Source organism: Hymenobacter jeongseonensis, from assembly GCF_015694725.1.
GTDB classification, from domain to species: Bacteria; Bacteroidota; Bacteroidia; order Cytophagales; family Hymenobacteraceae; genus Hymenobacter; species Hymenobacter jeongseonensis.
The window spans coordinates 519,533-542,435 of sequence record NZ_JADQDQ010000002.1 but is presented as its reverse complement, the minus strand read 5'-3'; the positions used below and the strand labels follow the sequence as shown (position 1 = coordinate 542,435).

Sequence of the window (22,903 nt, the reverse complement as noted above, 5' to 3'; positions counted from 1 at the left end):
GGGCGGTAGTGAAAAATTGCTGCCAGGACTTACGCTTCAGCCGCAGCATTTGATGCTTGGGGCAAGCCAACCGACGCTTCGGCAACACCGAATTGCGGGCCCCCGGGGGGAGCGGCTAGTTTTGACCATCGACTCCAATCACTTCCTAATCTTCACCCCGATGGAAACTTCTCACCACCCCGCCCGCAATCCCTACTTATGGCGCAAAGCAAAGTCCCGCGCCAAGTTTCGCACCGAATTGGGCGTATACGTGCTGGTGAATGCCGGCCTATGGGTGCTGTGGGCGCTAACGTCGCGCAGCCACGAGTTTCTACCCTGGCCCGCGTGGGTTTCATTCTTTTGGGGAGTGGGCCTGGTGATTCGCGGGGTAGCCGCCTACGGCAACTTCAATTATGAGCAGCGCACGCAGCACGAGTACGAGCGGTTGTTGCGCCAACACAAGCAGGGTGATTTTTCTCGCAAGTCGTAACCGTAGCTCGGCAATGCCAGTTTGAGCAAGTGTGCTTTATAGCTAACGCTGTGGCCGAGCGTTGCGAAATTGCTTGCCACATTGAGCAACCAAGCGCAGCCGTTGTGGTCCGGCTTGAACGCCGCAGGCCTCCCTATCTTCACCGCCATGAACCGTCCTATTAAACGCCTGCTGGGCCGCCGCGAGCTTGTGGACTTTCCGGCTTTTGAACTGGGCGGCATTGAGGCGAAGGTTGATACCGGGGCCTACACCAGCGCCCTGCACTGCTCCAATATCCACATCGAAACCGATGCCCAGCAACGGCCCCAACTGGTGGTGCACCTGCTCGACCCCGGGCACGAAGGCACCGACGGCCGGCTGCTGACCTTTTCCGAGTTTGCCCTGCGCGACATCCGCTCGTCGAACGGCGAAGTGCAGGAGCGCTACGTCATCCGGGCGGTGGTGCAGTTGTACGGGCAAGATTTTGAAACCGATTTTTCCCTTTCCGACCGGTCCGACATGAAGTACCCTGTGTTGCTGGGCCGCAGCCTGTTGCGCCAGGGGCGCTTCGTGGTAGACGTTTCAAAACGCAACCTTTCCTACAAATCCTTGGCCCGCGCCGCCGCCCGCCGGGCGCAGCGGTGAGTATTTTTGGGTCTGGAAGAGGCAGTGGGCCGGCGCGGGCACGACGGATTTGGGGGACTACTCCGGCCGACTTCCCTGGATTTTGCTTAATTACCCGTTGCTTCAGCTTTTCGCCGCGCTCCCCCGTACACTCGCACCCGGCCATTGGCCACCCGCATATTTACCTCCTTCCCTCCGATGAAACTGGCCATCCTCTCGCGTGAGCCGAAATCGTATTCCACCCAGCGGCTGGTGGAAGCTGCCCTCGCGCAGGGCCACGAAGCCGTGGTCGTCGACCACCTGCAGTGCAACCTGGTGCTGGAGAAAGGCCACCCCGGCATTATCTACCAAGGCGCGCGGCTGGAAGGCTTCGACGCCATCATTCCCCGCATTGGGGCCTCGGTCACGTTCTACGGCACGGCCGTGGTGCGGCAGTTTGAGATGATGAAAGTGCGCACCGCCGTCGACAGCCAGGCCATTGTGCGCTCGCGCGACAAGCTCCGCTCGATGCAGATTTTGAGCCGCGCCGGCGTGGGCATGCCCAAAACCGCCTTCACCAACTACTCCGAAGACGTGCCCGCCATGATAAACCAGGTGGGCGGCGCGCCGGTCATCATCAAGCTCTTGGAAGGCACGCAGGGCCTGGGCGTGGTGCTGGCCGAGTCGGCCAAGGCCGCCCAGTCGGTAATTGAGGCGTTCCACAACCTCAAGGCCCGCATCATTGTGCAGGAGTTTATTGCCGAAAGCAAGGGCGCCGACCTGCGCGCCTTCGTGGTCGACGGCGAAGTGGTGGGCGCCATGAAGCGCCAGGGCAAGGAAGGCGAGTTTCGCTCCAACCTACACCGCGGCGGCAGCGGCACGCTCGTCAAACTATCCCGGGCCGAAAAGGCGGCCGCTCTGCTGGCTACCAAGGCGCTGGGCCTCGGCATTGCCGGCGTCGATATGCTGCAAAGCAAGCGCGGCCCGCTGGTGCTGGAAGTGAACTCCTCGCCCGGGCTGGAAGGCATCGAAAAAGCCACCAAATCGGACATTGCGGGGCGTATTATCGAGTACACTACGCAACTGGCCGCAAAGCGCAAGAGCAAGCCCAAAGCCAAAAAAGAACCGGAGCGGGTAGACGCGCAGTCGGACGTTCCAGCGGAAAAGTAAGCTTTGGGAAGGTGTTGAACGGCTGATTTTCGCTTGATTCAATAAGCGGGAGTTAGCGTTTTGGCCATTCTCCCCGCTTTCTTTTCCCGCTTGTATTCTTTAACCGTGCCGGCACATGCCGCAAATTGTCCCCCCGTTTTACCTCAACGGCCTCACCATTCAGCCCGGTGAGCAGGTGCTCACGCGGCTGGTGATTTCCCGGCTGCCGTCGGGCACGGTGATTGACGTGCCGGTGCACGTGATGCGCTCCACCGAGCCCGGCCCCACGCTGCTGCTGATGGGCGGCATGCACGGCGACGAGGTGAACGGCATCGAAACCATTCGGCGGCTGGTGCGGCGCGATTTGTTGCAGCCGCTGCGGGGCAGCATCATCGCCATTCCCATCCTCAACATCTACGGCTTCCTGAATTTCAGCCGCGACGTACCCGACGGTAAGGATGTGAACCGCTCGTTTCCGGGGTTTCCGCGCGGGTCGCTGGCGGGGCGCGTGGCGCACCGCTTCATGCGCGAAATCATGCCCCTGATTGATTACGGCATCGATTTCCACACCGGCGGCGCGGCGCGGGCCAACTTCCCACAGGTACGTTGCCTGCTGGGCGTCGACCCCGAAGTGGATGCCATGGCCGAGGCCTTTGCGGCACCGTTTACGCTGCACGCGGCGCTGCGGCCCGGCTCCTTGCGCGAGGCCGCGCATCGGCTGGGCAAGCGCATCATCGTGTACGAAACGGGCGAAAGCCTGCGGCTCGATGAGCAAGGCATCGAGGGGGCGCTGGCCGGCACGCTGCGGGTGCTGCACCACATGGGCATGGGCCCGGCGGCGCCGGTGCCGTCGCGCCCCGGCATTGTGTGCCGCCGCCATACGTGGTTGCGGGCGCGCTTTGCCGGCATATTCCGGGCTTTGGTGGAGAACGGGCAGTTTCTGAAGAAGGGGGATATTTATGGTTCCGTGGCCGACCCCTACGGGCAGCAATCGGTGCGGCTGGAGTCCCCGTTGAGCGGCTACGTTATCGGGCTGAACCACATGCCCGTGGTGAATCAGGGCGATGCGTTGCTGCACATTGCAGTGCCGGAATAAGAAAGGGGAGAGGCTGAAAGCCGTTATCGGCGGTGGGCTAAACGGCGGCCGATGGTGGTGGCACGGTGTCCGTTCTTACTTTTGTCCTTTCCTCATCTTCACTCGTCAATGAAAAACCCCGTTCAGACAACCTTTAACATCGTGCTGCTACTGGCGGTGGCCGTTTTGTATTTCCTGCATTTTAGCAACCGCCCAGTGGCCCCGGCCATTGCGACCGATAAATCGGTGGCTGTGATGGCTTCGCCCGACCTGAACACCGCCGACACCATGGCCACGGCCGATGCCGCCGAAACCAGCACAGCTGCTGCTACGCCCGCTACAACGGCTGCCGTCGCCAGCACCGAAGGCAAAATTGCCTACGTGGAATCAACCAAGATGCTCGACGGCTACCAAGGCATGAAAGACGCCCGCAAGGCCTTCGAAAGCAAAGCCCGGGGCTGGGAGCGCCAGAACCAAGCCATGCTGACCAACTTCAAAGCGGCCGTGGAGTCCTACCAGAAGCAGGCCCCGTCGCTCTCGGCCGAGCAGCGCGCCGCTACCGAGCAGAAGCTTCAGGAGCAGCAGCAGCAAGTAGGCCAAAAGCAGCAGCAGCTCCAGGCCCAGGCCCAGGAAGAAGAAGCCAAGCTGACCCAAAAAGTGCTCGAGAGCGTGAACAAGAAAGTGGAAGCTTATGGCAAAGCCAAAGGCTACAAGCTGATTCTGATTGCGGCCCCCAGCGGCACCATTGCCTACGGCCAGAAGGACCTCGACATCACCACGCCCGTGCTGGCGTACCTGAACTCGGAGTACCGCAAGTAGCCGGCAGCCCCCATTCAGCTTTTCCCTAAAAAGAGCGTCCTGCTAAAGCGGGACGCTTTTTTTAATTAGCGGGTTAGGGTCTTAAACCTTGGTAACCATCTGGGGTCAAAGGCGGTAAAAAAAAACAGGGTTTTACCTAATCTGCTTTGGCTTATGAAGGCTCGTTCGTTTCGGTGGTTGCTGGCGTTGTTGTTTGCTGGCCAGTTGGTAGTCGGTAGCCCGGCCAGGGCCCAGGTGGTGGTGCGGGGTGGCTACTATGCACCGCCCCGGGTGTACTACGGTCCCCGGTACTACTGCCCGCTGCGCCCGGTGGTGGTGTACGCGGTGCCGCCGCCCCGGCCGGTGGTAGTGGCGGCGCCCTATTATGCCCCCCGCAGGTACTACGCGCCGCCGCGGCATTACTACGGGTCGCGGGGCCGCGGATACCACGGCCGTTATCGATAGTTTATTTTGGGATTTCAACTTGAAAAAGGCCTTGCTAAATTTTAGCAAGGCCTTTTTACCGGGGCCAATAAATCATAACGAGCCAGGCAAGAAGTGGCTTGCTTATCCGTTTTAGATAACCAGAAAGCCAAGGGGAAGGGAGATGCCGTTACTTTGCTCCCTGAAAACCTGACCGCTCCACTTTGAGGCAGGTGCCGTGCAAAATGCCTGATTCTCCGCTTTTCGCGTCCAAAAAATGCCCTTCCTGCTTCCAGTGGTCTACTTGGCAGCAGAAGCCGGATGACCGGTGCGAGCATTGCGGCAATTTGCTTGACCCGCAGGCCGCAAAAAGTGCCGTTGCGCGGGAGAAAGTGGCGAATCAAAAGACGCCTTCGGTCATTCTGATGGAAATTAACCCCGAGGACGCACCCCTAACGCGCTTTCTCAAGACCATCGTGCGGGGCGGGCAGCTGGCTTTTGCGGCCATCCTGAGCTTCATTATGTGGGTAGTGGCCGCGGTGGCGGGATGAGATGAAGCGCTGGCCCGAATTCCGCCATCCGCTGTTTGTGGGGGCCACGCTCGTGTACCTCGCCTTCCAACTGAACCGGCGCGCGCTGCACTGGCCCCTGCCGGAGCTGCTCACCAGCTACCTCGGCGATGTGGTGGCCATGCCCGTTGTGCTGAGCCTGGCGCTGGCTGCGCACCGGCGCTTGGTGGCCCGGTCGCTGGCCTTTGTGCTGCCCGATTCGTGGTTGGTTGGGGCTTGGGCCTATGTTTCGCTCTTTTTTGAGGCCTTCCTGCCCTGTGTCTCGACCGCGGCCGTAGCCGACTCATGGGACGCGGTGGCCTACGCCGCAGGCACCCTGACGTTTCGTTATTGGCTCAATCGTTCTCCGGGGCCGGTGCGGCCTGGCCATTAAATGCACTGCTTATTTGAAATGGACTTGCTGGCGTGCCAATGGCGCGGCAGCAGGGGTTTTGGCGTAGGTTTGGCTCGCATTCCCTTCGAATTTTTCTGCTTTGGCTACTGCATCGGTTCTTTCATCCGCCTCGACGTACCAGCGGCCCCGGTGGGTGCTGCCCACCATCGTGTTTGCGCAGTTTGCCTGCACCTCGCTGTGGTTTGCCGGCAACGCGGTGCTGCCCGATTTGCTGCGCGAGTCCGGCTTGGTCGGCACCTCGCTGGGCGCAGTGGTATCGGCGGTGCAGTTGGGGTTTATCGTGGGTACGCTGGTGTTCGGGCTGCTGCGGCTGGCCGACCGGGTGCCGCCGGCGCGGCTGTTCTTGCTGTGCGCCGTGCTGGGCAGCCTCACCAATGCGGCCCTGTTGCTGCCGGGCTCCCCGTCCGCTGCGGTGCTGGGGCTGCGTTTTGCCACGGGGCTGTGCCTGGCGGGAATTTACCCGGTGGGCATGAAAATCGCGGCCGATTATTATGAAAACGGCCTGGGCCGGGCTTTGGGCTACCTGGTGGGCGCGCTGGTGCTGGGCACGGCCTTGCCCCACTTGCTGCGGTGGCTGGCCGCCGATTTTGCCTGGCAGGCCGTGGTACTGGCTACGTCGGGCCTGGCGCTGCTGGGGGGCGTGCTGCTGTGGCTGCTGGTGCCGAATGGGCCGTTTCGGCGGCCGGGCGCCCGGCTGCAACTGGCAGCCGCGTGGGACGTGTTTCGCGAGCGGCCGTTTCGGCAGGCGGCGCTGGGCTACTTTGGGCACATGTGGGAGTTGTACACGTTTTGGGCGTTTGTGCCGCTGTTGCTGGCTACCCACGCCCAATTGCACCCCGAAGCCGGGCCAATAAGTCCCAGCTGGGCCTTCGGGCTAATTGCGGTCGGGGCACCGGCCTGCGTGGCGGGCGGCTACCTGGCCCGGCGCTGGGGCAGCCTGGGCACGGCCCGGGTGGCGCTGGCGGTGTCGGGGGCGTGCTGCCTGCTCAGCCCGCTGCTGCTGGCGTTGCCGCGGCCGGCGTTTGGCGTGGGCGTGTTGGTGTGGGGAATGGCCGTGGTGGCCGATTCGCCGCAATTTTCGGCCTTAGTAGCGCAGCGGGCGCCGCAAGCCGCCACGGGTACGGCGCTCACGCTCGTCACGTGTCTGGGGTTTGCACTCACCATTGTCAGCCTGCAGGTTTTTGCGGGCCTGCAGGCCTTGGTGGAAGCGCGCTACCTGTTTCTGCTGCTGGCGCCAGGGCCGGTGCTGGGGCTGCTGGCTACCCGCCGGGCCGCAAACAAATCGTCGGTGCAATAGCGCTTACAGGTCGCTGACGAACGGGGGAAACCGGCTGTGTGCCACGCTGCTTTTACCCATTTTTCGGGAAAGAGTCGCTTCCTATTCGTGTGAGAAAGGCCGTGCAATACGGCCCCGCCAACGGGCATCGTTACACCGTGTACCTTGCCGGCTGAAAACCTCATTTTCCCCTGCATGAAACCTTCGTACTTACTCCTGGGCGGGGCCGCGCTCTTGCTTGCGGCCTGCAACCAAACGGCTCCCGTTGCGGAACAGCCCACCACCGCACCTGCCTCCACGACCACCACCAATGTGCCCGCGCCGCCCCCGAACCTGGATTCTGCCGCGGCGCCTGCCGATAAGGTCGCCACGGCGCCCGCGCCCGTTGCGCCAGCACTACGCGAGGCCGAAACGCTGAAAGCTACTTTCCGCTTCAAGCCCGCCCCGAACGCCGACGACCCCAGCCACCCCAAAACCAACGCCCGCCTGCTGCTGCAGGGCGCCAAGCCCCTGGAAATCGACCTCGGCAATTTTGCCGGCAAGCCCGATGTCGTGGATGCCAACAAAGCCAAGCAGGCCGGCTTTCCCAGCGGCATGCTCATGGGGTTTCGTAGCTACCACGCCGCTTCCGGCACCAGCTCCGACCTGGCCGTGCTGAACGTAGACGGCCGCCGCCTGCGCATTGTGCAGCGCCGCGTGGAGGAAACCGCCGCCGAGCCCGGCACCTTCGAAACCTCCCGCGAGATTCCGCTGCCCGCCAACACCGCCGTAGTAGCCGCCCCTTTAAAATAGCTGCGTGCAATTTGCCAAAAAGGCTCTTGAGAAGCTTCGCTGCCGCAGCAGCGGGGCTTTTTTGGGGCAGCGGTGGGCAACTACAAAACAAGCTTGCGCAAATAGGAGGACTCAAGTAACTGGTTTTTAATTTGTAAGTTGAGGCATGAATACGAACCCGCTCCTGAGCCCCATGAAGGGCGCCACGCGCCGCGAAGTAGGCGGTGTAATCGTCGATGTGGTGCAGACCGGCAACGCCCGCGTCAAGCGCATTGTGTACCCGAAGGGGTTTCGGTGGTCCAAAAACCTGAAGGAGATGGTGGGCACACCGCTCTGCATGCACGCTCATGTGGGCTTCCTGGCCAGTGGCGAGTTCGACATTCAGTACGCCGACGGCACCATTGAGAAGTTTGTGGCGCCGCAGGCCGTGGCCATCGCCCCGGGCCACGACGGCTGGGTGGTGGGCGACGAGCCGGCCATACTCATCGAGTTCGACTTTGAGGGCGAAACCGTGGAGCGGTTGGGCTTGAAGCGCGGCTAGCAACCCCAAAAAATGGCGTTTAGGAAGTAGAGCACGCAGAAGAAGTGCGCAATTGCGAAGCGCGACGCTTGGCAGGAAAACGGTGCTGCAACCTTCGGCGCATGCCGCCGGTCAGGAGTTTGGCGGCCCCGGCTGGGGCATCTTTCTCCCATTCCTCACCCAAATTCTGCTTTTTATGTCTGTGTCGTTTGCCTTATACCGGTCGGCGTTGCTTTGCGTGGCGGCCGGTTCGCTGCTGCTGGGGTCCTGCCAAAAAAATGCCGACGTAGTGCCCGACGCGGCCGAAATTCCGATGCGCCCGCTCACGGCCGCTGAAAAAAGCACCGTTTCCAGCTCCAACGATTTTGCGTTTCGGGCGTTTGCCAAGCTCCGCAGCGGGGCTCCTACCGAAAACATGTGCGTGTCGCCGCTCAGCATTTCGGCCGCGCTCACCATGGCCTACAACGGGGCCGACGGCAGCACCAAAGCCGACATGAAGCAGACGTTGGGCTTCACGCCGCAAACCGATGCCGAAATCAACGACTCGTTTAAGTCATTGTTTGAATTGCTCACGGGCGTGGACAACCAGGTGAAATTCAACGCGGCCAACTCTATTTGGCACGGCCAGCAGTACCCGCTGGCGGCCCCGTTTGTGCAGCAAAACCAGGCGGCGTTCGAGGCCACGGTGCAAAGCGTCAATTTCGCTTCGCCCACGGCCAAAGACGCCATTAACAACTGGGTGAACACCAAAACCCAGGGCAAGATTACAAGCATTGTGGACCAGACCACGGCCAACGATGTCCTGTACTTAATCAACGCCCTCTACTTTAAAGGCAGCTGGACTTACCGCTTCGACCCGCAGCAGACGCGCCCGGCGCCCTTCACCCTCGAAAACGGCCAAGCCCGCACCGTGGACATGATGCGCCTCACCAAGGGCAAGTACCGCCTCTATTCCGATGGCCAACAGCAGCTCATCGACCTGCCCTACGGCGACCGCCACTTCAGCATGACCCTGGTGGTGCCCGAGGGCAAGGCCACCCTCAGCGACGTGGCCGGCCGCCTCACCCAGGCCCAACTCACCACCTGGCTGGCCGCGGCCGACACCACCACGCTGGAATTGCGCCTGCCCAAGTTTCGGCTCGAATACAAGCAGGAACTCAACGACGTCCTCACGCAGCTGGGCATGGGCGTGGCTTTCTCGAATCAGGCCAATTTCGGTCGCATGCTGGCCGGTAATTCCGGTGGGCTGTCCATCAGCAGCGTTATGCACAAAACGTACTTGGACGTGAATGAGGAAGGCACCGAAGCCGCGGCCGTGACGTCCATCGGCATCATCAGAACGTCGGTGCCGCCCGTGGTGCAGGTCGACCGGCCCTTCCTGTTCCTCATTCGGGAGAAGGAATCCAACGCCATTCTGTTCATGGGGCAGCTCACCAACCCCTAGGAGGAGGAAACGGGGTTGCAGCCCTGGCCTTTTTCACTAGCCCTTGTTTCCGTTTCGGAGGCAAGGGCTTTTGTTTTTGCCTAACCATCTGGCGGCTCGCTGGTTATTTCTGTCCACATTTCCTTCCACTAATTCCTTCATTACTATGGCAACAGCACCCAAGCCAGACGACATTCACGCCGCCTTCAAGAAGGACGTCAACATGACGGCCTCGGAGTTGGAGAAATGGCTGAAAACCGATGAATCCAAGTCCGTAGGCCAAGACAGCGGCGATGGCACCAGCATTGGCCATCATTCCGGCGAACGCATCATCGACATTCTGCACAAGAAAAAAGCCGACCTCACGCCCGACGACGAAGCCCACATGCACAAGGTGCACAGCTATGTGAGCCGCCACTCGGCGCAGGAGCCCCAGCACACCGCCGACGTAGAAACCTCCCGCTGGCGCTACTCTCTCATGAACTGGGGCCACGACCCGCTCAAGGACAAGAAGAAATAGCTGGGTAGGATGATAAACTCCCCTTCTTACCGAGGAGGGGAGTTTTTTATGCTTGCTGTTCAGTTGGCACCAGCACGCGCAGCGCACCGGGCTTAATCTCGGCTTCGACGTGGCTGGTGCGGCCTCGGTACTCGCCATCGACCTGAAAGTCGACGCGCCGCCGCACTTCCAGATTCACGGAGGTAGTGCAGAAGATTTCCACGGCTTTGGGGTCGAAGGGGCGGAAGCGCCAGAACATTTTCAGTAGCTCGCGGCCTACCAGGCGGCGCAGCACCACCACTTCAAACTTGCCGTCGGACACATCGCCGTCGGGGTTGATGGTGGCGCCGGTGCCGTAGACGCGGGCGTTGGCCAGCACCACCATGAAGGCAGTGCGCTCCACTTCGCCCTCATCCGTCTGGATGCGGACGCGCATCAGGCGTCGGCGCAGCAACGACCAGAACGCGGCCCGCGCGTAGCCCAGCATCCCGCTCCAGTTCTGGCGTTGGGCGTGGCGCACCAGTTGCGCGTTCATGCCAATATCACTCAGGTGCAGGCAGAGGTCGGAGCCATTGAGGTAGAGTACGTCCACTTCCTTCTCCTGGCCATGCACGGCGATGTCCAGCGCCTGCGTGGGGTCCAGGGGCAGGGTTAACTCCTTGGCCATGCCGTTGGCGGAGCCCGCGGGCAGCACGGCCAGGGGCAGGTTGGCAGCAATGGCCTGCTCGGCCACGATTTTCACGGTGCCGTCGCCACCCACCGCCACGAGGCGGTGGGGGTGGTCTTTTTCGATGCGGGCTTTGAGGGCTGCGCCGTCGTCCTGGCCGGTGAGCTCCAGCACCTCGGCAGTGTGGGGCAGGGGCTCAAAGTACTCGCGGATGGTCTTGTGCCAGTCCGTTTTCTCGGCGCTGCCCGAGGCCGGGTTTACTACAAAGAGGAAGCGTAGGGGAGAAGAAGGGGAGGGCATGGGCAAATATGTTAAGCTATTATCCGTCATGCAGAGCGCAGCGAAGCATCTCGCGTGGGGGAGTAATTCAATCAGTAAAATGGATTAGTGGTAGCACGCAAGATGCTTCGCTGCGCTCTGCATGACCTTCTGCTTTTTATAACGAAGAGCAACAGGAGTCGAAAGGCACCAGGATACCCAACTCATCCAATCCGCTCACTCCTTCGTAACGGGGTTTCCTCCCTTCCCGGCCGAACTTCTGCTTCTGATGACCGAAAAACTCCTCTCCCGGTTCCGCCTCACCCGGCAACCCACGCTGAAACTGTACCGCGGCTTTGGCAGCCCCGACTGCGTGGTGGTGCAGGGTCACGCTTTCCGGCAGAGCCCGCTGGCGCGCCGGTACGAGCGGGTGAATTTCTGGGCCAATGCCTGGGGCTTGCTGCGGCTGTTTCTGGTGCGGCCCTGGGCCGATGTGCCGGTGCGCGTGACCGTGGGCGGCCACACCGTGGGCGCCCGCACCGACGCCGACGGCTTCTTTCGGGTGGAAGTGCCGGTGCCGGCTCCCCTGCCAGCCGGCTGGCACCCGGCCATGGCCGAGCTGCTGGATACCGAAACCGGCGCCCGGCTGGCCCATGTCACCGCCGAGGTGCACGTGCCCTACGAAACGCCCTACGCTTTCATCTCCGACATCGACGACACGTTTCTGGTGTCGCACTCGGCCACGCGCTGGCAGCGGCTGTGGGTGCTGCTGAGCCGCAACGCCCGCAGCCGGGCTCCTTTTGCCGACGTGGCGGCCCACTACCAGTGGCTGGCGCAAGCTGGCCCGGCCACGCCCGCGCGGCCCAATGCCTTCTTCTATGTGAGTAGCAGCGAGTGGAACCTCTACGACTTTATTGTGGAGTTTGCGGCCCACCACCACATGCCCAAGGGCGTGTTTCAGCTCAGCCAGCTCAAACGTTTGAGCCAGCTCGCGCAGTCGGGCCAAAATAAACACGCCACCAAGCTCGACCGCATTGTGCGCATTTTCGCAGCCTGCCCCGGCCAGCATTTCGTGCTTCTCGGCGATGATTCGCAGCAGGACCCCGGCATCTATGCGGCCGTGGTGAAGCGCTACCCGGGCCGGGTGCGGGCGGTGTACATTCGGCAGGTGCACGCCGGGGGCCGGCCCGCCGCCGAAGCGGCCTTATCCGAAATCAAACAGGCGGGGGTGGAGACGTGCTACTTCGAGCACAGCCGCGACGCGCTGCAGCATTCGCAGCAAATGGTGCTGTAGCGCCAGTGCCACCGACCGCAAAACGCTTACCGTCCTGCTGGCCCGCAACAACAACCTGCTCCAGCAAATCCGGGTGTAGTTCAAGCCCTGCCAGAATTCGTCCGACAAGCACGAGGTGTGACTGCGCTTCCAAGGCTACACCAAGCTGATTGTGTTGGGCGGGAACGACCAGAAAGGCAATCTGCCCACAACGCCCGCCACCTAAGCCACAGGAGTAACAGAAAGTCCAGCCAGTTGCTGGCGGGACTTTTTTTTGTGAAATATATGGGGAGGAGATGGTAGCGCTTCGTCTAGAAATTCTACCTTTTCAATAAAAGGCTTGCCCGCGTTTAGCCTAGTGGCTGAAGCACTGGGCTACCTTCGTACGATGCCCTTTCTCCCGGTCACGCCCGCCTTCTTTGCTGCCTTGCACGACGCGGTCGTGGAGCAGTTCGTGTTCGATGCAACGGCAGGTCGCTTGCGGCTGACGCTATTGCTCGTGTCATTCACGAATAACCGGTTTTCCCACCGCCGCGAACAGGTCGTGCTCTCGGGCATCCGCCACGGGGCGGACGTGGAGGGGGTGCACCGGCTCATTGAGGCGGTGTTAAGCAAATCCGGCCAATTGGAACTTGGCTACCAACTGGACGAATGTCGCCTGCTGCCGCAAGCAGATTTCGAGCGCGAACAGGGCCGGCAGAAAGTGCTACTCGCCATCGACCACTTGCCCGTGTTGCATGTGGATTGTCAAAAAATCACCAGCCAGGCAGTAGAACTTCTATGAGTTTCCTAACTCCAAATGGCCACATCAACTAGACCCTCGTTTTCCTGAACGACTCCCACGAGGTGTAAGGATATGCTGACTGACCTGAAAGTGAACCCTTGCCTGGCTGCGTGATTTCAAGAAATTCGTTTGACTTTCAAAGTTTGCGAAAGGCTGCTTAGAGCTGATTTTCTGGAGCTTGGAGCGTGTTTGAGACTTTGCAAAAACGTTGTTTTTGTCATGCTGAGCTGGTCGAATCAGCTCTCCCGCTTCGTTGAGAAAACTCTAAATGAAGCGGAAGAGCTGATTCGACCAGCTCAGCATGACAATTCCCAAACACGTTCTTACTAGGTGGAGCGAGCAATTGCCTTTATTCAAGGTTCAGTCTGGGAGAAGCAGGCCGTTAGCGAGAATCAAAAGGTGCCGAGCGGCTGGTGGAAACGAAGGAAGCGGCAGGGTTATTAAAGCAGAGAATCTGCCAAGAAAATAAAAGCCTTAATTAAAAATCCTCGCCAGATACTGGTGGAGCTTTTTGCTGCTTGCGCACAGCGTAAGTCGGCCAATAGCAGTATCTCCAGCTGCTCTGCCGCGGCTTGCCGGGCAGTCAGTGCAACGTCGGTGGGCGGGCGGGGTCTGTGCAACGCCTGGGCATGGTGCCGGGCTATTCGCTCTTATTTCCTCGTTCTATGGTCCGCTTCCTTCTGCTGTGCCTGACGCTGCTCGCCGCCGCCCCCGCCTTTGCCATCCGGCCCGTGGCCGCGTGGTGGGCCACGCCCGATACCCTGGGCCTGAAGTACCGGCAAGTGGAGATGACCACCCCCGACCGCGTGAAGCTGGTGGCTTGGCTGATTGAGCCCTCGGCCCAGGCCACCGACCAGCACACCACGGTGGTCGTGGCCGGCGGCGATTCCTACAACATGTCCAGCAACATCTACACGGCGCGGGCGCTGGCCGAGGCCGGCTACGGCTCGCTGCTGTTCGACTACCGCGGTTTCGGCCACAGCCAGGCTGTGGTGCTCGACCGGCAGCGGCTGTACTACGAAGAGTTTGCCATTGACCTGCGCACTGCACTGGCCGAGGCCCGGCGATTGCAGCCCCGCGACCGAGTGGGCATCCTGGGCCTGTCGATGGGCGCCCTGGTTGGGTCGGAAGTAGCGGCCCGCGCCAAGCCCGATTTCCTCGTCACAGAAGGCTACCCCGGCGACTTGCCGGGCGTGGTGGCCTACCAAAAGGCCGCCTTCAACAAAACCGTGACGCTGCCCGCCGAAGCGGCGGCCTACCCGCGGGTGGCGGCCCGGGTGCGCTGCCCGTGGCTGCTCATCGCCGGTATCCAGGACAAAAACACGCCCCTGGCCGATTCGGCCGCCGTGGTGCAGGGCGCCCGCCGAAGCCAGCGCCGCCAACTCCTCGCCATCGACTGCGGCCACCTCGGTGCGCAGGAAAAACTAACCGAAACGTTCTTCGCCGAAGGCTACGTGCGCGCCATTGGTCGTTTTCTGGCCGGAGGCAAAGCCTAACTACTCGCTGGGGCGCCCGCCTACCGCCGTTCTACGAAAGTGAGGCGGTTGCCAAATGGGTCGGTGACGGTCATTTCCAGCGCCGTGGGGTCGTAGAAAGGCGAAAACAGGCTAGGGCGGTTATAATGGTAGTGCTGGGCCAGCAAGTGCTGGTGAAACGCGGTGAGGTCGGCAAAGTCGTCGATGAAGACCCGGGCGCCGGGCGAGCAGTCGCCGTGGTGCTCGGACAGGTGCAGCACCACGTCGTCGCGCGATACTTGCAGGTAGCCCGGGCTGCCCTGCGGGCGGTGCTCCCAATCTATCCGAAAGCCCAGCCAGGTCCGGTAAAATTCCAGCGCTTTGGAGTAGTCAAAAATGCGGAGGATGGGCTTCACCGTAGCCATGGCAAGAGAATTTAGAATGAAGCAGCTAGGAAAATTAACACAGCGTCCTGCCGTTCGGAATGGGTTGTTTTATTGTTTTCCCCGAACAACTTCGATGCAAACGGGCGCTTTGCTGCCTTTCGGTGCCTAGTTTTTGGTGCCGCATTCGGCACAGAACTTCTGGTCGGGCTTGAGAGAAGCGCCGCAGCCGGTGCAGAACCGTTCCTTGGGTTGGGCAGCGGCGTTGGGGGTGCCGCACTGGGGGCAGAATTTCTGGCCGGGGGCCAGTTTGGCCTGGCAGTTGGGGCACTGCACCAGCCCGTCGCGGTTCGTGAAGTCGATAGCTTTGGTGTAGTCCTGCTCGCGGGTTTTGGTGCGGATTTGCTCGCTGGTGGCCTGGGCCTGCTGGGCGCGCAGCTCCTCCTGCTCGTCGGGGGCGCAGTCTTCGCAAAGGCCAGCGGCCGCGTTCCAGCAGGCCTCGGGGCACACCCAGTGGCCGCAGCGCGTGCAGTGCTTGAAGTGCTGCTTGCCCTCGGCCACGGCCGTTTCCATGGCCGAGTCGTGGGCCTTGCCGCCCACGGCCCGCTGCAGGTGGTAAGCCGCATTCTCGGCCCCGCCAAAACCGCCAAACAAGCTACTGGCCGCGTGCAGCAAGCTATTGGCAATGCCCATGGCGTTGGGCTGAAACCGCGACATGTAGCCGTTGCGGCACCGGTCGCAGTGAAATTTGAACTGGAAGCCTTTGTCGGTGGAAAGGTCGTCGTGGTTGGCAACAAACTGTATCAAGGTGCTCATAGCAGAAAGGGTGGAGGATGGGGCAAAAGTAGGGGGCGCAACTTAGCTGGGCTGTAGTATCGAATTATTTAAGTTACTAATTCTCATTTCGCAATGCAATGAGATTGTTAGCGTGCTCCGCCAGCAAAATCCTAATTCCCAATAATGGGGCAGCTTTTGCGCCAAGGTGCAAAGCCGAAATGCAACTGGGTAATTCACCGCCTCCTGTCACGCTGAGCGGAGCGAAGCAACTATCCATCGCTGACCAAGTCGCTGTGGCGTGATAAGATGTTCCGTTCAGTATGACAAACGAAGCGGGAGGAAATGGCTTTTAAGTAGGCCAGCACTTGCTGAATGCCTGCCAATTTGCTGGAAATAGTCTTCAGATGCTGTAGCATGCTCTGCAACTGGCCGCCGCTGCTGGCGCGCAGGTTGCGGGCGAAAGCACGTACAGCGTTGGATGCTTATTGCTTTTGAGGCACGGGCGGCTGCGGCAGCCGCTGGCGTTTCAAATAGTAGTGCCAGGTGGTGGCGCCGACCAGCAACACAACCCCCAGCAGCATCGTCGTGGTCATGGCGCGCAGTGAAACAGGGTAGAGCAGGCTGCCGACGACAATGGTAGCGGCCCCCAGCCACCACAGTAGCTCTACCGGCAGTGGGGCGGTTTGCAGGCGCTGGGCGCGGAGGGCCGCCGCATCAGCGGGCGGGTAGAGCAGCCACTTCAGGCGCGGGAAGTCGTGCAGCAGCAGGCCGATGTTCAGCACCAGAAAGCCGGTGGTGAGGAAAGGGGTGCCGGTCCAGTGCTGCGACCAGGTGAGGAAAATGATGTTGAGCCACATGGGCACCAGCAGCACCGCGCCCAGCAGCGCGAACCGGCCGGAAAGCAGCAGCAAGCCAATCAGCAGCTGCGCCACGCCGATGAACTGCCCGAATATTTCCAGGCTGTGCTTGGCCAGGAAAGCGTGGTCCATGGGCGGGCCCATCAGGCCCGGTAGGTGGTTGTCGGACAGCTTGTAGAGCCCACCGCCCAACATGAGGGCGCCCAGCAGCAAGCGGCTGCCAACCACGTACAGCCGGCGCAGCGGGCCGCCAACTGCCAATGCCACCGCCGTGGCAACAACCGGAAGCGCAATGCAAAGGGTGTAGAAAAGAGTCGGCGAGGGATTCATGCAGAAAAGGCGAGCAAAGGTGAAATGTTGCCGAAAGACCCCGCAACACAAGATGCGGCTGCAATAAATAGAGAAATTCCTATTCACAAAAAAGCCCCGTCAGGAGCTGACGGGGCTTGTATTGCTTGGGCGGCTGAGCTTCAGGCTCGACCGCAATTAAGGCCGAATACTAGAACGTGAAGCGCAAGCTCACGGCCGCATCGTTATAGAAGCCGGTGTAGCCGTTGAAAACGTCGAAGAAGGGCTTGTAGTCAACCCCCACCACGAAAGGCAAATCGGGCAGCTTGTACTCCAGGCCCAAAATCAGGTCGGCGCCGAAAGCGACGTAGGTTTCTTCGTCGAAGCGGTAGTCGCGCACCAGGTACACGTCCCCTTTCCGGCCTTTGTAGTAGTAGCGCGAATCGGCGAAGTAGTACCGGCCCTGGTACGACCCGGCATGGAAGCCAGCGCCGTAATAAAACTGCAGGCCTTTCACATCGGCCACGCCATGGTGCTTCTCGCCGAGCACGGTGAGCCGGATACCGCGCGCTTTGTATTCTGTCGTGAGCAAGCCCTCGATGGCCACGCCGTTTTTGCCACTCAGGAAGTGCTTGACGGTAAGTCCCGAAGAATAGCCGCCGCCGCGCAGGCCAATGCCGGTGTTATAGCCCGAGCTGCTTCCACCGCCCCCTTTCTTGGATTGGGCGTGGGCCATGAAGCTCGGCAGGGCCAGCAGGAGGAAAAGAAGAATAAACTGTAAGCGTTTCATGTAACGATGACTGGTAAGTAACTGAAATTTGGACAAAACTAAGCGACTGGCGCTAAACTTTCGCCGTGGCTCGTTCACCAGTCGCAATCTCATCGGACAAATGGATGCGAATTCCGCCGCCGTCTTCCTCGGCTGCGCGCAGCATGGCCGCGGCTACCGTGGCTCCCGTCACGGGGCGGTATTTGTGTAGCGGCCCGCGCATGAGCGGCTTAAAAAGCCCCAGCACTACGGCGCCAATTCGCTCGCCCAGGCGGGGCTGCGCCCGCTCGCCCAAGAGCAGCGACGGCCGAAAAATGTGGATGGCCCGAAACGGTAGTTCCTGCACAGCGGCTTCCATTTCGCCCTTCACCCGGCTGTAGTAAACCGCGGCTTCGGCATCGGCCCCCAGGCTGGATACCACCATCAGCTGCGAGGCAAAATTGCCGGCCGTGATTGCCGCCAGTGACACCACATACAGGAAATCAACCTTGAAAAAAGCCTCTTTAGACCCGGCCTGCTTCATGGTGGTGCCCAGGCAGCAAAACACGTCGTCGGCAATGAGCTGCAGGCGCACGTCTTCCAGTTTGTCGAGGTCCGTCACCACCTGCGTGAGCTTGGGATGCACCACCGGCACCGCCTTGCGCCCCACCACTATTACCTTAGAATACCGCTCCGACGCCAGCAGCAGCGGCAATAAGTGCGAACCAATGAGGCCCGTGGCCCCGGCGAGTAAAGCGGTTTTGCGCATAGTTTGGAGGAAGCAAAAACAGAAACGCCTTTCCTCAGTTGAGGAAGGAATGTTCGAGCCCAGGGTTCGAACGGGGGAAGACTCGTTGAACGACTATTCAGGCGCGGAGTTGACCGGCAATATAAAACCTGTTACGATACAGCCATTCCAGTGCTGCGCAACTTCCCAAACGAAGTTCAGCGAAGCCAACCACCCCCGTTTCAACCTCTGGCTGAAACATGCCCCGTCTTGAGAATGAGGGGTGTTTCTCTGTTTTACTTCAGCATCGTGGCTTCGGGCTCGAGCAGCACTAGGCCCTGCCGAAACAGCGCCCCCAAGGCTTTTTTGAAGACCTTTTTGCTCATGCCCACGCGGCGGTACACGTCCTCGGCCAGGCTTTTATCGCCCAGCGGCAAGCGCCCGCCGGGAGCTGCCTGAATAGCTTTGAGCAGCGTATCGGTGGCCGATTCTACTTCGCCGTAGCCTTCTTTTTGCAGGCGTACGTCGAGCTTGCCATCGGTCCGCACCTGGCGCAGGAAGCCCGGCAGGGCCTCGCCCAGGCGCAGAGGCCGGAATACTTCGTTGTGAAACAGAAGCCCTTGGTGCGTGCCGTTCACGATGACGGGGTAGCCCAGCTCGGTTTCATCGGCCACAAGTAGGCGCACGGCGTCGCCGGGCTCGCCGGAGAAGGGCTCCTGGCTCAGGAATTGTTTCCACTTGGTGGAGGCTACCAGCCGGTCGCTTTCCTCGTCGAGGTACACGTACACCAGCACTCGCTCGCCGGTGCGCAGGTCGCGCCGCTGGTTGCGGAAGGGCAGGAGCAGGTCTTTCTCCAGGCCCCACTCCAGGAAAGCGCCGGCTGGGCCGTGGTCTTTCACCGTCATCACAGCGTAGGAATTGACTAGGGCCAACGGCCGGAGGGTGGTGGCAATGAGCCGGTCTTCGGAGTCGCGGTACACGAACACACGCACCACGTCGCCCACGCGGGTGCCGGGCTCGATGTATTTGTTGGGCAGCAGCAGGTCGCCGTCGTCGGAGGTGAGGTAGAGGCCGACGCTGGTTTCGCGGGCTACTTCGAGGTCGTTGTAATCGCCGAGGAGAAGGCTGGCCATGAGGTGCGGTATTAAGGGGTGAAGGGACAAAGGTCGGGAGGAAGTAGGCGAAAAGCGTGCAGAATGTGACATTAAGGCCACATAGGCCGCCGTGAACGTCATGCTGAGCGAAGTCGAAGCATCTCTACTGCAATAGTAAATCTGGTTGGATTGGATTACTACTGCGGTAGAGATGCTTCGACTTCGCTCAGCATGACGTTCATTTACACGCAACAAATAACCGTTCAAGAGACGCTAACCCCCTTATTTATGTAAGTTTGAGGCTCAGCTTTTCCTGTCGCTATGTTCGGTCTTGGGTACGCCAAATTCGATTCGATAACCTACGTTATCCAGTACAAAAACGGCAAAGTAGTACGCGAGGGGCGCGGGCTGGCCTTCTTCTACTCCACCTTCAATAGCTCGATTGCGGCCGTGCCGCTGGCCTCCAACGACCTGCCCTTCATTTTCAACGAAACCACGGCCGACTACCAGAGCATCACCATCCAGGGCCAGCTCAGCTACCGCGTGCGCGACCCGCGCCAGCTGGCCGAACTGCTCGATTTCACGGTGAAAAGCTTGGGCATCTACAAGAAAAACGACCTCGAAAAGCTCAACCAGCGCCTCGTGAACGAGGCCCAGACCGCTACCTCGGCCTACGCCCACAGCCTCACGCTGAAGGACGCCATCCGGTCTAACAAGTTCATCGAGGAGCAGATTCAGGCCGGGCTGCAGAGTTCGCCGGCCGTGGCCCAGTTGGGCATTGAGGTGCTGGGCGTGAACATCCTGGCTGTGAAAGCCACCCCGGAAATGGAGCGCGCTCTGGAAGCCGACGCCCGCGAGCGCCTGCAGCAGGAAGCCGACCAGGCCATCTACGAGCGCCGCAACTTTGCCGTAGAGCAGGAGCGCCGCATCAAGGAAAGCGAGCTGAATACCGACATCGCGGTGGAGGAAAAGCGCAAGCAGATTGACGAGAAACGCTCCGAAGCCCAGCTCCAGCGTGCCGCCAACGACCGCAAGCTGCGCGAGTTGCAGGTGCAGGCCGACATCGCCGTGGAAGCCAGCCGCGCCGGACCTCCTCACCCAGCAAACCGCCAACCAGCGCCAGGCCGCCGACGCCCAGGGCTACGTGACCGAGGCCACGCTACGCCCCTTCCGCGACTTGGACTGGCGCACCCTCACCGCCCTGCAAAACAACCCCGACCCGCGCCTCAATATCGCCCTGGCCTTCCGCGAGCTGGCCGAGAACGCCGGTAAAATCGGGACCCTCAACATCACCCCCGATTTGCTGGACAACCTGATGGGCGACGCGCCCGCGCCGTCGGCACCCGATGCGCCCAAGCCGACGCGCCGTTGAGGAGGACATCCAATATAAAAAGAACGTCATGCTGAGCGCAGTCGAAGCATCTCGCGTGTGGTAGTAACTCAATCGATTGATTTACTTCGGCACGCGAGATGCTTCGACTGCGCTCAGCATGACGTTCTGATTTCCCCGTTCTGCTAATTAGCTTTCTCACCTCCACCAAATGCCCAAAATCGAATACGCCATCATCGTGCGGGCCAAAACCCGGCTCGAACAGCTCAAGGCCCGCTACAACACCGCCGCCCAGGCTCGCTTCGTGGTGGAGCGCGCTGGGGGCAACTTCAGCGACTACGAAGCCGAACAAGCTGCCCTCGACCTCGCGGTGAGCCAAGTGCAGCGCGAGCTGGGCCAAGTGGTAAAAAGCAAGGTGGTGGACCGCGAATTTCTGCCCTCCTTCATCTTCGCCGATGACCAGGTGGTGGTGGTAGTGGGGCAGGACGGGCTGGTGGCCAACGCCGCCAAGTACGTGCGCGGCCGGCCCCTGGTGGCCGTCAACCCTGACCCCAGCCGCTACGACGGCGTGCTGCTCCCGTTCCGCCCCGACACCTGCCGCGCCGCCGTGCAGGCCCTCGTGCGCGGGGCCGACGTGCCCATCCGCACCCAGCCGCTGGCCCAGGCCACCCTGCAGGACGGCCAGCGCCTGCTCGCCTTCAACGACCTGTTCATCGGGGCGGCCTCGCACGTCTCGGCCCGCTACCGTCTCACCTTCAACGCTGCCATCGAGGAGCATTCCTCGTCGGGCATCATTGTGGCCACGCCCGCCGGCCGCACCGGCTGGCTCAGCTCTATCTTCAACATGACGGCTGGCCTCGACGAATTCCTGGGTGGCAAGCACGTGGCCGAACAGCCCCCCTTGCGCCCCGGCGAACTGCTATTTGTGGTGCGCGAGCCCTTTCGCAGCCAGCGCACGCAGTGCGGCTTGGTGGCCGGGCGGCTGCGCGCCAGCCAGCCCCTGCACGTCGAGTCGTTGATGCCCACCGGCGGCGTCATCTTTTCCGATGGCGTGGAGGCCGATTTTCTGCGCTTCAACGCGGGCAGCGTGGCCACCATCGGGCCCAGCCAGGAGGTAACGCGACTGGTGCAGCTGGGCTAGGCGCGGCGGGTACTTCTGGTGTTAAGTTTGGAAATCTATCCAACTATATTGAGTCCAATGCCCGCTTAAATTGCTCTACCCACTTTCTTAAAAGAAAAACTGCGCAATGCACCATACAAGCATGTGGTGCAAAACCCCCTGGAGAATTTCAGTGATTGGTTTCGGGTAAGTCGGCTTCCATTTTCCCCGGACTATACCGACCACGGCATTCAGCACATTGAGCCTTCATCGCATCTGCCGAGCACCCTCCGCCAATAATAGGAGCCAAGGCAACCGCCGCTCGCCCGGCCCGGCGCCGCCCGCCAGCACCTCGGTGGCGTAGGCTGGTGGAACCGGGCAGGGCGCCGCGGCTGCGCTTATGCTTCGGACACCACCAGCACTGGCACTGAGCTGTGAAATATGACCCGGGCCGTGACGCTGTTGTTGAACATCAGGCTCAGCCGGCTGTGGTGCCGGGCAATGAGCACCACCCAGTCGGCGTGCACGGCGGCACGGGCCGCGAGGATGCCCTGCTCCACTTCGGGGTGGGTGTCGTGGCGCAACTGCACGCTGGTGACGCCGCCCAGCAGGAGCTGCGGAAAGGCGAGGTCAGGGGCGGTGGTCGCGTCGGGGGCGGAGGTGCTCACGTGGGTTACGGTCACGGCGGGCTGCCAGTGGCGGAGCAAGGTATTGGCCGCTGCGGCGCTGCCCCCGAAGGTCACGGCCTCGTGGTCGGCCGCTACCAGCACCCGGGCCGGAACCTGGGCGTGCGCATATGCCTGGGGCACGATGAGCACGGGGCAGGGGGCGTCGCGCAGCAGGCTGAGCGCGGCACTTTCCACCAGCTCGTCGGGCGTTTCCTCGGTGTTGGGCTTGCCGGCGATGGCCAGCAGTGCGCTGTGCCGGCGCACGGCGGTAGCCACGGCCTCGGCGATGCTGCCACTCGTCATCTCGCTGCCACAGCCCACGCCACTGCGTTCGGCGCGGGCGCACCGCTGGTCGAGCAGGGCCTGAATCTCGGGCTCCGAGCGCTCCGGGTTTTTGCCCGTGAAGGCGTTGGGGTTCAGCAGGCCCGTGGGCTCCACGTGCAGCAGCAGCAGCCGGGCTTCGAGCGAAGCGGCCAGCACCGTCGCATAACGCAGGGCCTGGTCGGCCGCGGGCGTGAAATCAGTCAGAACGAGCAGTGTGGCCATGG

27 protein-coding genes are annotated in these 22,903 nt (G+C 61.4%); 19 read left to right on the top strand and 8 right to left on the bottom strand.

Going from position 1 to position 22,903, the window contains the following annotated elements:
* Positions 1-160: 160 nt before the first annotated feature.
* From I2I05_RS05940 to I2I05_RS05885, 13 genes are all read left to right on the top strand, one after another.
* A complete protein-coding gene (locus tag I2I05_RS05940) occupies positions 161-469 on the top strand; it encodes a 2TM domain-containing protein (RefSeq protein WP_196281300.1) in 309 nt (102 codons plus the stop codon).
* A gap of 147 nt (positions 470-616) precedes the next feature.
* The gene (locus tag I2I05_RS05935; protein ID WP_196281299.1) at positions 617-1,093 is read left to right on the top strand and encodes an ATP-dependent zinc protease family protein; all 477 of its coding nucleotides are present in this window, start codon (positions 617-619) and stop codon (positions 1,091-1,093) included.
* Positions 1,094-1,270: 177 nt separating this feature from the next.
* The gene (rimK, locus tag I2I05_RS05930) at positions 1,271-2,221 is read left to right on the top strand and encodes a 30S ribosomal protein S6--L-glutamate ligase (RefSeq protein WP_196281298.1); all 951 of its coding nucleotides are present in this window, start codon (positions 1,271-1,273) and stop codon (positions 2,219-2,221) included.
* 115 nt (positions 2,222-2,336) lie between these two features.
* On the top strand, positions 2,337-3,296 hold the full coding sequence (locus I2I05_RS05925; protein WP_196281297.1) for a succinylglutamate desuccinylase/aspartoacylase family protein: 960 nt from the start codon (positions 2,337-2,339) through the stop codon (positions 3,294-3,296).
* 108 nt (positions 3,297-3,404) lie between these two features.
* Positions 3,405-4,094 carry an OmpH family outer membrane protein gene (locus I2I05_RS05920; protein ID WP_196281296.1) on the top strand — a complete coding sequence of 230 codons (690 nt, stop codon included), beginning with the start codon at positions 3,405-3,407 and terminating at the stop codon, positions 4,092-4,094.
* A gap of 153 nt (positions 4,095-4,247) precedes the next feature.
* Positions 4,248-4,538, top strand: coding sequence for a hypothetical protein (locus I2I05_RS05915; protein ID WP_196281295.1), 291 nt, complete (start codon positions 4,248-4,250; stop codon positions 4,536-4,538).
* Positions 4,539-4,921: 383 nt separating this feature from the next.
* The gene (locus tag I2I05_RS22120; RefSeq protein WP_262895139.1) at positions 4,922-5,047 is read left to right on the top strand and encodes a hypothetical protein; all 126 of its coding nucleotides are present in this window, start codon (positions 4,922-4,924) and stop codon (positions 5,045-5,047) included.
* 1 nt (position 5,048) lies between these two features.
* Entirely contained in the window at positions 5,049-5,438 is a 390-nt protein-coding gene (locus tag I2I05_RS05910) for a hypothetical protein (protein WP_196281294.1), read from the top strand.
* A 100-nt stretch (positions 5,439-5,538) separates the two neighbouring features.
* Positions 5,539-6,756, top strand: a complete 1,218-nt coding sequence (locus tag I2I05_RS05905) for an MFS transporter (RefSeq protein ID WP_196281293.1) — start codon at positions 5,539-5,541, stop codon at positions 6,754-6,756.
* Positions 6,757-6,930: 174 nt separating this feature from the next.
* Positions 6,931-7,527, top strand: coding sequence for a hypothetical protein (locus I2I05_RS05900; RefSeq protein ID WP_196281518.1), 597 nt, complete (start codon positions 6,931-6,933; stop codon positions 7,525-7,527).
* A gap of 145 nt (positions 7,528-7,672) precedes the next feature.
* Positions 7,673-8,047, top strand: a complete 375-nt coding sequence (locus tag I2I05_RS05895; RefSeq protein ID WP_196281292.1) for a cupin domain-containing protein — start codon at positions 7,673-7,675, stop codon at positions 8,045-8,047.
* A 175-nt stretch (positions 8,048-8,222) separates the two neighbouring features.
* Positions 8,223-9,470, top strand: a complete 1,248-nt coding sequence (locus tag I2I05_RS05890; RefSeq protein ID WP_196281291.1) for a serpin family protein — start codon at positions 8,223-8,225, stop codon at positions 9,468-9,470.
* A 145-nt stretch (positions 9,471-9,615) separates the two neighbouring features.
* On the top strand, positions 9,616-9,969 hold the full coding sequence (locus tag I2I05_RS05885) for a DUF3140 domain-containing protein (protein ID WP_196281290.1): 354 nt from the start codon (positions 9,616-9,618) through the stop codon (positions 9,967-9,969).
* A 46-nt stretch (positions 9,970-10,015) separates the two neighbouring features.
* On the opposite strand, the gene I2I05_RS05880 is transcribed toward I2I05_RS05885, so the two are convergent.
* The gene (locus I2I05_RS05880; protein ID WP_196281289.1) at positions 10,016-10,915 is read right to left on the bottom strand and encodes a diacylglycerol/lipid kinase family protein; all 900 of its coding nucleotides are present in this window, start codon (positions 10,913-10,915) and stop codon (positions 10,016-10,018) included.
* 247 nt (positions 10,916-11,162) lie between these two features.
* Here I2I05_RS05880 and I2I05_RS05875 point away from each other — a divergent pair, with 247 nt between their 5' ends.
* The 3 genes from I2I05_RS05875 to I2I05_RS05865 all read left to right on the top strand — a co-directional run bounded on the left by I2I05_RS05875 (position 11,163) and on the right by I2I05_RS05865 (position 14,426).
* A complete protein-coding gene (locus tag I2I05_RS05875) occupies positions 11,163-12,167 on the top strand; it encodes an App1 family protein (RefSeq protein WP_196281288.1) in 1,005 nt (334 codons plus the stop codon).
* Between the two features lie 367 nt (positions 12,168-12,534).
* The gene (locus tag I2I05_RS05870; protein ID WP_196281287.1) at positions 12,535-12,930 is read left to right on the top strand and encodes a hypothetical protein; all 396 of its coding nucleotides are present in this window, start codon (positions 12,535-12,537) and stop codon (positions 12,928-12,930) included.
* 665 nt (positions 12,931-13,595) lie between these two features.
* Positions 13,596-14,426: an alpha/beta hydrolase gene (locus I2I05_RS05865; protein ID WP_196281286.1), complete on the top strand. Its 831-nt coding sequence runs from the start codon at positions 13,596-13,598 to the stop codon at positions 14,424-14,426.
* A gap of 20 nt (positions 14,427-14,446) precedes the next feature.
* On the opposite strand, the gene I2I05_RS05860 is transcribed toward I2I05_RS05865, so the two are convergent.
* From I2I05_RS05860 to I2I05_RS05835, 6 genes are all read right to left on the bottom strand, one after another.
* On the bottom strand, positions 14,447-14,809 hold the full coding sequence (locus I2I05_RS05860) for a glyoxalase superfamily protein (RefSeq protein ID WP_196281285.1): 363 nt from the start codon (positions 14,807-14,809) through the stop codon (positions 14,447-14,449).
* 126 nt (positions 14,810-14,935) lie between these two features.
* The gene (locus I2I05_RS05855) at positions 14,936-15,583 is read right to left on the bottom strand and encodes a zinc ribbon domain-containing protein (protein ID WP_196281284.1); all 648 of its coding nucleotides are present in this window, start codon (positions 15,581-15,583) and stop codon (positions 14,936-14,938) included.
* Positions 15,584-16,026: 443 nt separating this feature from the next.
* Positions 16,027-16,731 carry a DoxX family membrane protein gene (locus tag I2I05_RS05850; RefSeq protein ID WP_196281283.1) on the bottom strand — a complete coding sequence of 235 codons (705 nt, stop codon included), beginning with the start codon at positions 16,729-16,731 and terminating at the stop codon, positions 16,027-16,029.
* Between the two features lie 169 nt (positions 16,732-16,900).
* Positions 16,901-17,479: a hypothetical protein gene (locus I2I05_RS05845; protein WP_196281282.1), complete on the bottom strand. Its 579-nt coding sequence runs from the start codon at positions 17,477-17,479 to the stop codon at positions 16,901-16,903.
* A gap of 52 nt (positions 17,480-17,531) precedes the next feature.
* Complete coding sequence (locus tag I2I05_RS05840; protein WP_196281281.1) at positions 17,532-18,206, bottom strand: NAD-dependent epimerase/dehydratase family protein; 675 nt, start codon at positions 18,204-18,206, stop codon at positions 17,532-17,534.
* 254 nt (positions 18,207-18,460) lie between these two features.
* Entirely contained in the window at positions 18,461-19,297 is an 837-nt protein-coding gene (locus I2I05_RS05835) for a CvfB family protein (protein WP_196281280.1), read from the bottom strand.
* A gap of 282 nt (positions 19,298-19,579) precedes the next feature.
* Between I2I05_RS05835 and I2I05_RS05830 the strand changes: the two genes are divergently transcribed.
* The 3 genes from I2I05_RS05830 (at position 19,580) to I2I05_RS05825 (ending at position 21,729) form a co-directional block, all read left to right on the top strand.
* Positions 19,580-20,530, top strand: a complete 951-nt coding sequence (locus I2I05_RS05830) for an SPFH domain-containing protein (RefSeq protein ID WP_230688176.1) — start codon at positions 19,580-19,582, stop codon at positions 20,528-20,530.
* A complete protein-coding gene (locus I2I05_RS21800; RefSeq protein WP_230688175.1) occupies positions 20,436-20,630 on the top strand; it encodes a hypothetical protein in 195 nt (64 codons plus the stop codon). The genes I2I05_RS05830 and I2I05_RS21800 overlap by 95 nt, the downstream gene beginning before the upstream one ends.
* A 169-nt stretch (positions 20,631-20,799) precedes the next feature.
* On the top strand, positions 20,800-21,729 hold the full coding sequence (locus I2I05_RS05825; RefSeq protein ID WP_196281279.1) for a diacylglycerol kinase catalytic domain-containing protein: 930 nt from the start codon (positions 20,800-20,802) through the stop codon (positions 21,727-21,729).
* Between the two features lie 356 nt (positions 21,730-22,085).
* Here the strand turns inward: I2I05_RS05825 and I2I05_RS05820 are convergent, their stop codons facing one another.
* Positions 22,086-22,901 carry a universal stress protein gene (locus tag I2I05_RS05820; protein WP_196281278.1) on the bottom strand — a complete coding sequence of 272 codons (816 nt, stop codon included), beginning with the start codon at positions 22,899-22,901 and terminating at the stop codon, positions 22,086-22,088.
* Between the last annotated feature and the right edge of the window lie 2 nt (positions 22,902-22,903).

Coding starts and splice junctions, on each gene's coding strand:
- I2I05_RS05940 (WP_196281300.1), top strand. CDS start 161: ATGGAAACTTCTCACCACCCCGCCCGCAATCCCTACTTATGGCGCAAA.
- I2I05_RS05935 (WP_196281299.1), top strand. CDS start 617: ATGAACCGTCCTATTAAACGCCTGCTGGGCCGCCGCGAGCTTGTGGAC.
- rimK (WP_196281298.1), top strand. CDS start 1,271: ATGAAACTGGCCATCCTCTCGCGTGAGCCGAAATCGTATTCCACCCAG.
- I2I05_RS05925 (WP_196281297.1), top strand. CDS start 2,337: ATGCCGCAAATTGTCCCCCCGTTTTACCTCAACGGCCTCACCATTCAG.
- I2I05_RS05920 (WP_196281296.1), top strand. CDS start 3,405: ATGAAAAACCCCGTTCAGACAACCTTTAACATCGTGCTGCTACTGGCG.
- I2I05_RS05915 (WP_196281295.1), top strand. CDS start 4,248: ATGAAGGCTCGTTCGTTTCGGTGGTTGCTGGCGTTGTTGTTTGCTGGC.
- I2I05_RS22120 (WP_262895139.1), top strand. CDS start 4,922: ATGGAAATTAACCCCGAGGACGCACCCCTAACGCGCTTTCTCAAGACC.
- I2I05_RS05910 (WP_196281294.1), top strand. CDS start 5,049: ATGAAGCGCTGGCCCGAATTCCGCCATCCGCTGTTTGTGGGGGCCACG.
- I2I05_RS05900 (WP_196281518.1), top strand. CDS start 6,931: ATGAAACCTTCGTACTTACTCCTGGGCGGGGCCGCGCTCTTGCTTGCG.
- I2I05_RS05895 (WP_196281292.1), top strand. CDS start 7,673: ATGAATACGAACCCGCTCCTGAGCCCCATGAAGGGCGCCACGCGCCGC.
- I2I05_RS05890 (WP_196281291.1), top strand. CDS start 8,223: ATGTCTGTGTCGTTTGCCTTATACCGGTCGGCGTTGCTTTGCGTGGCG.
- I2I05_RS05885 (WP_196281290.1), top strand. CDS start 9,616: ATGGCAACAGCACCCAAGCCAGACGACATTCACGCCGCCTTCAAGAAG.
- I2I05_RS05880 (WP_196281289.1), bottom strand. CDS start 10,915: ATGCCCTCCCCTTCTTCTCCCCTACGCTTCCTCTTTGTAGTAAACCCG.
- I2I05_RS05875 (WP_196281288.1), top strand. CDS start 11,163: ATGACCGAAAAACTCCTCTCCCGGTTCCGCCTCACCCGGCAACCCACG.
- I2I05_RS05870 (WP_196281287.1), top strand. CDS start 12,535: ATGCCCTTTCTCCCGGTCACGCCCGCCTTCTTTGCTGCCTTGCACGAC.
- I2I05_RS05865 (WP_196281286.1), top strand. CDS start 13,596: ATGGTCCGCTTCCTTCTGCTGTGCCTGACGCTGCTCGCCGCCGCCCCC.
- I2I05_RS05860 (WP_196281285.1), bottom strand. CDS start 14,809: ATGGCTACGGTGAAGCCCATCCTCCGCATTTTTGACTACTCCAAAGCG.
- I2I05_RS05855 (WP_196281284.1), bottom strand. CDS start 15,583: ATGAGCACCTTGATACAGTTTGTTGCCAACCACGACGACCTTTCCACC.
- I2I05_RS05850 (WP_196281283.1), bottom strand. CDS start 16,731: ATGAATCCCTCGCCGACTCTTTTCTACACCCTTTGCATTGCGCTTCCG.
- I2I05_RS05845 (WP_196281282.1), bottom strand. CDS start 17,479: ATGAAACGCTTACAGTTTATTCTTCTTTTCCTCCTGCTGGCCCTGCCG.
- I2I05_RS05840 (WP_196281281.1), bottom strand. CDS start 18,206: ATGCGCAAAACCGCTTTACTCGCCGGGGCCACGGGCCTCATTGGTTCG.
- I2I05_RS05835 (WP_196281280.1), bottom strand. CDS start 19,297: ATGGCCAGCCTTCTCCTCGGCGATTACAACGACCTCGAAGTAGCCCGC.
- I2I05_RS05830 (WP_230688176.1), top strand. CDS start 19,580: ATGTTCGGTCTTGGGTACGCCAAATTCGATTCGATAACCTACGTTATC.
- I2I05_RS05825 (WP_196281279.1), top strand. CDS start 20,800: ATGCCCAAAATCGAATACGCCATCATCGTGCGGGCCAAAACCCGGCTC.
- I2I05_RS05820 (WP_196281278.1), bottom strand. CDS start 22,901: ATGGCCACACTGCTCGTTCTGACTGATTTCACGCCCGCGGCCGACCAG.